The 9,458-nt window shown below is 41.3% G+C and carries 5 protein-coding genes; 1 reads left to right on the top strand and 4 read right to left on the bottom strand.

Annotation, left to right across the window (positions count from 1 at the left end; genetic code table 11):
• Position 1 precedes the first annotated feature (1 nt).
• Together EZV76_RS02745 and EZV76_RS02740 are read right to left on the bottom strand one after the other, a co-directional pair.
• Positions 2-2,083 carry a PorP/SprF family type IX secretion system membrane protein gene (locus tag EZV76_RS02745; RefSeq protein ID WP_136565044.1) on the bottom strand — a complete coding sequence of 694 codons (2,082 nt, stop codon included), beginning with the start codon at positions 2,081-2,083 and terminating at the stop codon, positions 2-4.
• 5 nt (positions 2,084-2,088) lie between these two features.
• The gene (locus EZV76_RS02740) at positions 2,089-4,347 is read right to left on the bottom strand and encodes a T9SS type B sorting domain-containing protein (RefSeq protein WP_136565043.1); all 2,259 of its coding nucleotides are present in this window, start codon (positions 4,345-4,347) and stop codon (positions 2,089-2,091) included.
• A 262-nt stretch (positions 4,348-4,609) separates the two neighbouring features.
• Between EZV76_RS02740 and EZV76_RS02735 the strand changes: the two genes are divergently transcribed.
• Positions 4,610-6,295 (top strand): glutamine--tRNA ligase/YqeY domain fusion protein, encoded by a 1,686-nt coding sequence (locus tag EZV76_RS02735; protein WP_136565042.1) that lies wholly within the window; start codon positions 4,610-4,612, stop codon positions 6,293-6,295.
• 230 nt (positions 6,296-6,525) lie between these two features.
• Here EZV76_RS02735 and EZV76_RS02730 read toward each other — a convergent pair whose 3' ends face one another.
• Entirely contained in the window at positions 6,526-7,452 is a 927-nt protein-coding gene (locus EZV76_RS02730) for an SPFH domain-containing protein (protein WP_136565041.1), read from the bottom strand.
• An 85-nt stretch (positions 7,453-7,537) separates the two neighbouring features.
• On the bottom strand, positions 7,538-9,046 hold the full coding sequence (gltX, locus tag EZV76_RS02725; protein WP_136565040.1) for a glutamate--tRNA ligase: 1,509 nt from the start codon (positions 9,044-9,046) through the stop codon (positions 7,538-7,540).
• Positions 9,047-9,458 lie beyond the last annotated feature (412 nt).

The raw sequence follows: 9,458 nt of genomic DNA, 5'->3' as shown, positions 1-9,458 counted from the left end.
GTTAGCTATTGTAGTTGGGTTTTACACGCATGATCCACATTTGGTCATCATACGAGGCGTTTAGTTTGGAATAGTATGAGGTCAAGGCGTTGTTCCAGGTTTCATGTTTTTTGAGGTATACATAACGGTAGTTGTCCTCTGGATTTATGAAATAACTGGCATTTAGGCCTCTTGCGTTCAATTCTTTTACAAAACGATTGGCACTGGATGAATTGTCAAAAACACTGGCAATGATGTAGAAGCCAGATGGTAATCCGTCCGCTTTGATAGTTTTGTAGGTAACCTGGGTGGTTGCTCCACTACCCTTGCTTACATTTTTGTGTAAGTTGTTGTTACCGTATTTGGATGAACCCGGGGCATTTTCTTTGGCATTGTTCACAAAGCCATGAATGGTTGCGGTGCCGTCATTGACGTTCATGACCCAAGCATCTCCTTGGTATGCTCCGTTAAGCTTGGAATGATAAGCTTTTAGGGCATCGTTTTTGTTCTTGTACCCGTCAAGGTATACGTAGTTGAGACCGTTTTTCGGGTTTTCAAAATATCCGGCGTCGATACCTTGTTCACGCAGTTGGGCAACAAAGGCATCTACGTTTTCAGGGTTTTTGAAAACGTTGGCAATCAAATAGTGCCCACTTTGAACATTTGGGATATTATTTGACTTAAAACGAACACTTTTGTTGGTCTTAACATTGGTGCCATAAATCTTGTCCTTTTTCACTGTAGACGTGTTGGCTACATTGTTTTTCGCTTTTGCATCATTTAATCTGATGATTTTTTTGGCCGAGGAAGTATTGGAAAGACCATGGTTGGATAATGGTTGCGACTTGGTTTGCGCAACAAGGTCGGCGCTGTCCATATCGGCAAAATACACTTGTTTTGCTTTTTCTTCCAACGCAGGATTTTGACCGTTGGTTTCGCGACGAACCATTTTCATGACGGTTTCAAACCGCTTTTCCAAATCCTTTTTTCGGGTGCTTTCAATGGAGTCTTGACGGTACAACAACTCATCCAATATGGCATCGTTTTCTGCAAGCTTGTCTTTCAACTGGGCAATTTCAAGGTCTTTTTCCGTAATGCTCAGACTATCTTGCGGAACATTTTCGTTTTCGACCAAAGCATCGTTTTCTTTTTCCAACATTACCCGGTCCTCGGTCAAGTTGGGCGTAAAGGAATAGGCCAATGAAATTTCATGGCTTACCCCAAAGTTTTCAAAATTGTTGCTAAGTCCTTTTTCTACGGTATATCCTAGAGAAATGTTCTTGGTAAGGTTAAAGCCAAGACCGGCAGATGCACCATAAAAATCATCATAACCAGCTTGTACCCAACCCAGCTTTGGAAGGTCAAGAATTAAATTTCCGCCAAGTACTATATTTTCTTCCCCTACTTTCCTAACACGTGCCAAAGGCATTAATCTACCATGTTCCAAAAGTCCCGCTCCATTTTTAAACTGATGGGTATATTGCAGGTGCCCGGAATAGGTTTTCTCATTGAATTCAGTGACAGATTCACTGTTCTTAAGGTTGTAATCGAATAAATTTTCAGCAAAACCACCAATATCAAAACTACCTATGGAAAGATTGAAACCAGGTTGAAAACTGATCAAGGAACTACTCTCCAAAGTGTTCAAAAATGGATCATCCTCAATGGCGTTGATCCTGTCTTGGTTTAAGGCACTTTGGTAGTACGAAAAGTTGGCCCCAAAAGTAAAGTTGCTTTTTGGGCTCAATCGAACACCATATGCGTAATTTGCGTGTACACCAAAATTGTTAAAAACCCCTTCCCTGTTGGTAAAGAGACTTAGTCCTACCCCACTTCTATCGCTTACCCTACCACTGTAGCTCAAGAAGTAAACTTGGTTGTTGTCGTCAAAAGATACCGACTGGTTTCTATGAAATAAGTTGATGTATGACTTATCTTCTCGCACCGTGGAAAACGTTGGATTGATCATGAACCTGTTGAATTTCAACAAGTTTTGGGAAGGAATATTATAGGGAACAAAAGGGTCCTCTTCCTGTCCGTGTAATCCGGTTGAAGCAAGTAGCAAGATATAAAGTAGTAGTAGTAAAGGTTTTTTGGTGCGCATGCTGTTTATTTGATAACAGTTATGGTGCCCTGTTTCAGGCTTTTCCCTCCTTTCGTGATCTTGTAATAAAAGATCATGCTGGATTTGTTGAACGTTGAGGTGGACTGTGGCCAATTGTTTTCGTAATTGGTCTGGCTAAATACCTCCTTACCTCTCTCATTGTATATGGTTACAAGAACCTCTTGGTCTCTGGAATATGTGTTGGGCAGTATCCACAAGTCGTTGATACCATCGCCATTGGCGGTGATAACATTCGGAATGGCGAACATGTCCCTAAAGATGACGGTTACAACCCGGCTAACGGTACAGTTGCCAAAGTGGGCCACCAAAAGGTATTGTCCCTCTTCTTGGAAACCATATGAGTCTTGGGTTGATATTAGATTGTTGTTATAATCGAACCACTCGTAAGAATCGGCTCCTGAGGCGGTCATTGTAACGGTCTCGCCCATTATGATGATAAGGTCTTGTGGCTTATCTAAAACTAGTAGTGATTCATTAAATGCGCGGACAGTAATTTCGTTTGAAACCACAGGGCAATCATTGGTGGTAATGATTAATTTATAGACACCTATTTCTGTGGCGGTATAGGTGATGGATGATGTGTCCACAACGTTACCGTCCTTGTGCCATTCAAAGGTTTCACCATCAAGATTCTGTGTGCTGCTAAGGACAATCGGATCAGAGCCTTCGCATAGTACAGTGCCATTGGCAGAAATTTCCAAGGCTTGGTTTACTGCTAGTTTTACATTTAAACTGTTGGATGTGGCATTAAAGCCATCCAAAGAACCAAATAAGGTATAAGTTCCATTCTTTTCATGGTCGGATAAAGTAATCGTTTTGGAGGTTTCACCACTTACTGCAGCACCATTTAGTCTCCATTCGTATGAGAATGAGGATTGAAGGTCGGAAGTAACATTGGTTTTAGCCCCACCATCACCAACCGCATTAATAGCGGATAAACTCAATGTAGCATCAAGGCTTTCACATGAGGAATATGAGCCAACATAAGCAATCTCAAATTCAAAGGAATCTGGTGATACGACCGTTGTTACGGCAGAATTAATTGGTGTAACGGAGCACGCACCGCCATTTTCGGTAACAGCTACATGATACTCACCCACTTGATCAATGGTTAGTGAGTTACTGGTGGCATCAGTGATTGGAGCGCCGTCTTTGTACCATTGGTAGCTTGGGGATGCCGCGCTGGTGGTTACCGATAAGTTTTTGGATTGTGAAGGCAGCAACACAATATTTTCCTCGTTTATTAGGGTCACCTCAAAAGTCCCTGCGCTTGTTATGGTAGTTGCCGCCGAACGCTCCTTACATGCGCTTGCACCTTCAATTTCAACCTCATAACTGCCGTCAAAACCATCCAAGTTGGTGTTTAAAGCAAGGGAGTCACCCTCCAAAGTGGGGCCGCTGATAATGCTTCCATCTTTGTACCAAGTATAGGTAAGCCCCATTCCCGTGATACTTGCTTGAAGCGTGTAGGGATCTCCAGGACATAACTCAACATTATTGGCACCATTTATGGCGATGCCCAGACTGGAGCCGTTATTAATTTCAATGGTATTGGAGAGTGTGTTGGCAGAACCAGAGCAAACGGAACCATAGTCCAGCTCTACGTAGTACATTCCAGGAGTAGAAACGGTGATGCTAGCTGTCTTCTGGGGAAGCAGGGTTCCGCTTCTGTACCAATTATATATATAAGTATCGGCGTTAGGGATATTGTGTGGTTTTAAGGTTACATTTCCGCCATCACAAATTTGTATGGCCCCTCCAGAAGGAATACTCCCACTACCATTTTCGCTAATGAGTAAGGGAGAGTTATAGTCGATATAGTACATGGGATAAGCATCAGATGCAGGGCTGGTCTTAGCCGGACTGGTGCTTCGGACCCTAAATTTGTAGTTTTCTCCACGTATGGTGTTGGGGACGGCAAACTGAAATTCAAAATCGAATACGGTATTTTTGTCGGCAACACGGGCCAATTCCGTAGGAGACCCAAAATTCCCATTGGCATCTGAAAGCTCCAGTACGAACTCGTTGTTGGAGTTTACCAAAGGAATATTCCAAGTAAAGTTCACAAAATACTCATTGAATCCGGACGAAGCGCATGCTGCTGTCCATGCTGAATTACCTGCAAGGTTTGGATTGTCAGCGGCTGTAGGCTTGTTTAATACCTGTGCTTGCATAGAAGGTACGGCCAGCAAAATTGCAATGACCAGTACTAGAATGCCATACGTTGAACTACTTTTTTTCATCACCGTTAGTTTTAAGAGGTTGAGGGCAATAAATGCCCGTTAGTTTGTGCCCCTTAATGTTTTCGTTCTTTTGAGCGTTTCACAACGCCCTATTTTCGCATAGTATTCTAATAACAAATATGATTTTATTTTCGGCCAACGGAAAGATATTGTTGTAGGTAGCTTCAAAAGTGTTGTGAAACAGCATACTTTGTATACACTAAACCGTGATTTTTAGCTACCAAGACACGTTTTTACTACCTTTGCGCTTCAAATTTTGTATATGGCCGAAGAAGTTAGATCGCTGAATTTTATTGAGCATATTGTTGAGGAAGACCTAAGGAATGGGTATAGTCGGGAAAGCCTACGTTTTCGGTTTCCTCCTGAACCTAATGGGTATTTGCACATTGGGCACGCAAGCTCCATTTGTCTAAATTTTGGATTGGGGCAACGATATAACGCCCCAGTGAATCTTCGTTTTGATGACACCAATCCTGCCAAGGAAGAAAAGGAGTATGTGGACGCTATTAAGGACGATGTTTCTTGGTTGGGCTATGAGTGGGATACGGAATGCTACGCATCTGACTATTTTCAGCAATTGTATAACTGGGCAGTGGAGCTTATCAAACAAGGAAAGGCCTATGTAGACAGTCAATCTTCGGAAGCGATAGCAAGTCAGAAAGGGACACCCACCGAGGCTGGCACGGAAAGCCCTTTTCGTAACCGTTCGGTTGAGGAGAATTTAGAACTTTTTGAAGGCATGAAGAATGGCGAATTTGCCGAAGGAGCACACGTACTTCGGGCAAAGATAAATATGGCCTCAACCAATATGTTGATGCGGGACCCAGTTATGTACCGCATTCTTCACAAACCACACCACAGAACCAATACCGATTGGTGTATTTATCCCATGTACGACTGGACCCATGGGGAGAGCGATTACATTGAACAAGTATCGCATTCCCTTTGTACACTAGAGTTTTTGCCACACAGGGAGCTTTACGACTGGTTTTTGGACCAATTGGTAGATTCTAAAAAACTACGCCCTAAACAGCGAGAGTTTGCACGAAGAAACCTAAGCCATACGGTCGTGAGCAAACGTAAATTACTTCAACTTGTGGAAAGTGGTGTTGTAAATGGATGGGATGATCCCAGAATGCCTACCATTTCAGGATTGCGTAGGAGAGGGTATACCCCAGAATCTATTCGAAACTTTGCAGACACCATTGGTATTGCCAAACGTGAAAACGTGGTTGATGTTTCCTTATTGGAATTTCATGTTCGGGAACATTTGAATAAGATTGCTCCCCGTGTCATGGCTGTTCTCAATCCATTGAAATTGGTGATTACCAATTATGAAAAGGGCAAAGAGGAGTGGTTGGATGCCGAGAATAATCCTGAGGATGAGTCGGCAGGGAACAGAAAGGTGCCTTTTTCAAGGGAACTTTACATAGAACAGGAAGATTTTAAGGAAGAAGCCAACCGTAAATTTTTTAGGTTAAAGTTGGGTGGAGAAGTAAGATTGAAGAACGGATATATCATAAAAGCTGAAAGCTGTACCAAAGATGAAGATGGCAATGTCATTGAGGTTCAATGTACATTTGATCCCAAAAGTAGGAGTGGTTCTGGTACTGATGAAAGTTTGCGAAAAGTTAAGGGAACTTTGCATTGGGTTTCCATTCCGCATGCCGTAACGGCAGAAGTTCGTCTGTATGATCGTCTATTTAATGATGCTACTCCGGATGGACACAAGAATAAAGACTTTATGGATTTTATAAACCCGGATTCTTTGCAAAAGATTACCGGATATGTAGAACCAAGTTTAAAAGAGGCAAAACCCGGAGACCAATTTCAGTTTCAGCGATTGGGATATTTTAATGTTGATAAGGATTCTGTAGAGGGCCATCTTGTTTTTAACAGAACGGTAACCTTGAGGGATACTTGGGCCAAATTGGAGCAAAAGGACTAGTATTGTTTTTTCTTATTCCTCAGCAAAATACCATTTGGTTTATCTATCAAACCAAGCCTCTTTAGAAGCGATTTCTGTCGCTTTTGAAACAGGGCAATACAAATGCCTTTGAAGAATGGAGATCTTTCAGGAAAGAGCGCCTATTCAATTGTTTTGTAAAAGAGGTAGAAATTTATCTAAAAATAAAAAGGGAGCAATTTTGCTCCCTTTTTTAGCAAGGTAAGAAGAGTTTATTCTTCCTTCTTCTTGTTTTGTTTTTTCATGGCTTCACCAATTTGGTTGCTCGCCGTAAAGGAGGCTACCATATTGTTGAGCATGTCACTCCCAGCTTGTGGAGAGTTGGGCAACAGAATAAGATTGGTGTTGGTTTCCTCACCAATGGCCTGTAGTGTGTCATAGTGTTGTGTAACCACAATCAAAGCAGAAGCTTCTTGGGAGTTAATGCCAACCTTGTTAAGAACTTCAACGGATTCTTCAAGACCTCTTGCAATTTCACGACGTTGATCAGCAATACCTTGTCCTTGGAGTCGCTTGCTTTCTGCTTCGGCCTTTGCTTTTTCAACAATAAGGATTCGGGCGGCATCTCCTTCAAATTGAGCGGCAATTTTTTCTCTCTCCGATGCATTGATGCGGTTCATGGCAGCTTTTACCTGGGCATCGGGGTCAATATCGGTCACTAGGGTCTTGATGATATCATAACCGTATTCCAACATGGCGTCCTGTAGTTCAGATTTAACTGCAATGGCAATATCATCTTTTTTCACAAAGACATCGTCCAATTTCATTTTGGGAACTTCGGCACGGACCACATCAAAAACATAGGAGGTTATCTGGTCATGGGGGTATTCCAATTTGTAAAAGGCATCATATACCTTGTCCTTGATGACTACATACTGAACCGAGACCTTGAGTTTTACGAACACGTCATCCAAAGTTTTAGTCTCAACGATAACATCCAGCTGTTGAATTTTTAAGCTAAGCCTTCCTGCAATACGATCCACTAACGGAATTTTCATTTGTAGTCCGGAATTGCGAATACTTTGGAATCTACCAAACCGCTCTATGACAACTGCGGTCTGTTGCTTTACAATAAAGAAGAACTTAAATAGAACAATAAGCCCAAGAAATACAATTGGTAATAATAAGTAATTGCCCATGTTGATCGGATTTTATGTTAGAAATGGAATTTACAAAACTCTCTAACATATCAGTAGGCAACTAACAAGTTTTGTTACAGAATCTTTACTGGGATAATACAGAAATGGCCTTTTTAATTCGCTCTATACTGTCTTCCTTGCCAATAAGTTCCATAATGTCAAATAGGTGAGGACCTTTCATATCCCCAACAATAACCAATCGCAGAGGGGGCATTACCTTTCCAAAGGAAAGTTCTTGGTCTGTAATCCAGGCCTTGACTGTTTCTTCAATGGTGGCCGAAGAAAAGTCATTGATAGTTTCCAAGACTGAAACAACATTGCCCATGATTTGAGGCGTATCTTCCTTCCATTGTTTTTTTGTTGCCTTTTCATTGTATTCAGAGGGGGCTTCAAAAAAGTAACTTCCCAAATCCCAAAACTCAGAAACAAAACTTGCCCGTTCTTTGATCAGACCAACTACTTTTTGCACGTATGATTTGGACATTTCTAAGGTCTCTGATCTTTTTGAAAGTTCTCGTAGAAACAAATCTGCCAGCTCTTCATCACTTTTGCGTTGTAGCCACTGCTGATTATACCAACTGTTTTTTTCTGGGTCAAAGCGGGCCCCAGATTTGTTTACCCGTTCTAGACTAAAGGTTTTTATAAGCTCTTGGAGGGTAAATATCTCTTGTTCTGTTCCTGGGTTCCACCCTAAAAGGGCCAAAAAATTCACCACGGCCTCTGGAAAGAAACCGGCTTCGCGGTAACCTTCCGATTCGTTCCATGTGAGAGGAAAAACAGGGAATCCTCCTTTTTCACCATCCCGCTTGCTCAGTTTGCCTTTTCCAACGGGTTTCATAATAAGGGGTAAATGTGCAAATTGTGGCGCTTTCCAGTCAAAAGCATCATATAATAGCGTATGGAGGGCTAATGAAGGCAACCATTCTTCACCGCGGATAACATGGGAGATTTTCATTAAATGATCATCCACAATATTCGCTAAATGATAGGTAGGCATGCCATCACTTTTAAAAAGTATCTTGTCATCTAAAACATTGGTGTCTATTCTTATTTCACCACGAATAATGTCCTTTAGAATAAGTTCTTTGTCCTGAGGAGATTTAAAACGGATAACGTAATCTTCGCCAGAATTTAATTTTGCTTTTACCTGTTCTTGTGATAGCGACAGGGAGTTTGACAATTTTGTGCGATTATGCCAATTGTAAATAAAAGTCTTTCCTTTTGCTTCGTGGTCTTTTCTATGGAAATCGAGATTTTCTTGCGTGTCAAAAGCATAGTAAGCATTTCCACTTTCAACTAACTGTAGTGCATACGACTTATAAATGTCTTTGCGCTCGCTTTGTCTGTAGGGACCACATGCTCCTTCTTTGTCCGGGCCTTCGTCAAAGGGGATGCCACACCAATTAAGAGCCTCCACTATATAAGCTTCGGCACCATCTACATACCTATTTTGGTCGGTATCTTCTATTCGCAGGAGAAAGTCTCCGCCATGTTTTTTGGCAAATAAATAATTGAATAGAGCAGTACGAAGACCTCCAATATGTAATGGCCCGGTTGGGCTAGGGGCAAATCTTACCCTCACTTTTTCGCTCATAGTATACAGCTTAAGGCACAAAGATACATAGCATATTAAGATTTGAAAAGGGATATTAGCATGCCTTTATATGGATTTAAACTGCCTGATATGATAAGCTTTAACAAAAATTTTCAGTTGGTTTAGCTAGTATCGGGTATCTTGGTAATAAAATTGTTCGTCTTGAGTAGCTATTCATACATATTGGATAAGCTTAATGGTTTCTCCAAAAAGTTTTACATCAAACAGCTTATTAAGGGTATTTTTCTTTTTTTAACCTTTGGTTTGCTGTTTTGGATAGCGATTACTTTTTTGGAGCAGCTATTATGGATGAATCAGAGTTGGCGCTTAACGCTATTTGTTATTTTCTTGTTGGTTGAATTCTTTCTGCTGTATAAGTTTATTGCCATACCACTTTTTTTTCTTTTTAGAT

This window comes from Flagellimonas alvinocaridis, from assembly GCF_004916895.1.
Lineage (GTDB): Bacteria > Bacteroidota > Bacteroidia > Flavobacteriales > Flavobacteriaceae > Flagellimonas > Flagellimonas alvinocaridis.
Note: the sequence above shows the minus strand (reverse complement) of the source record. Positions and strands in the feature narration are given on the sequence as shown.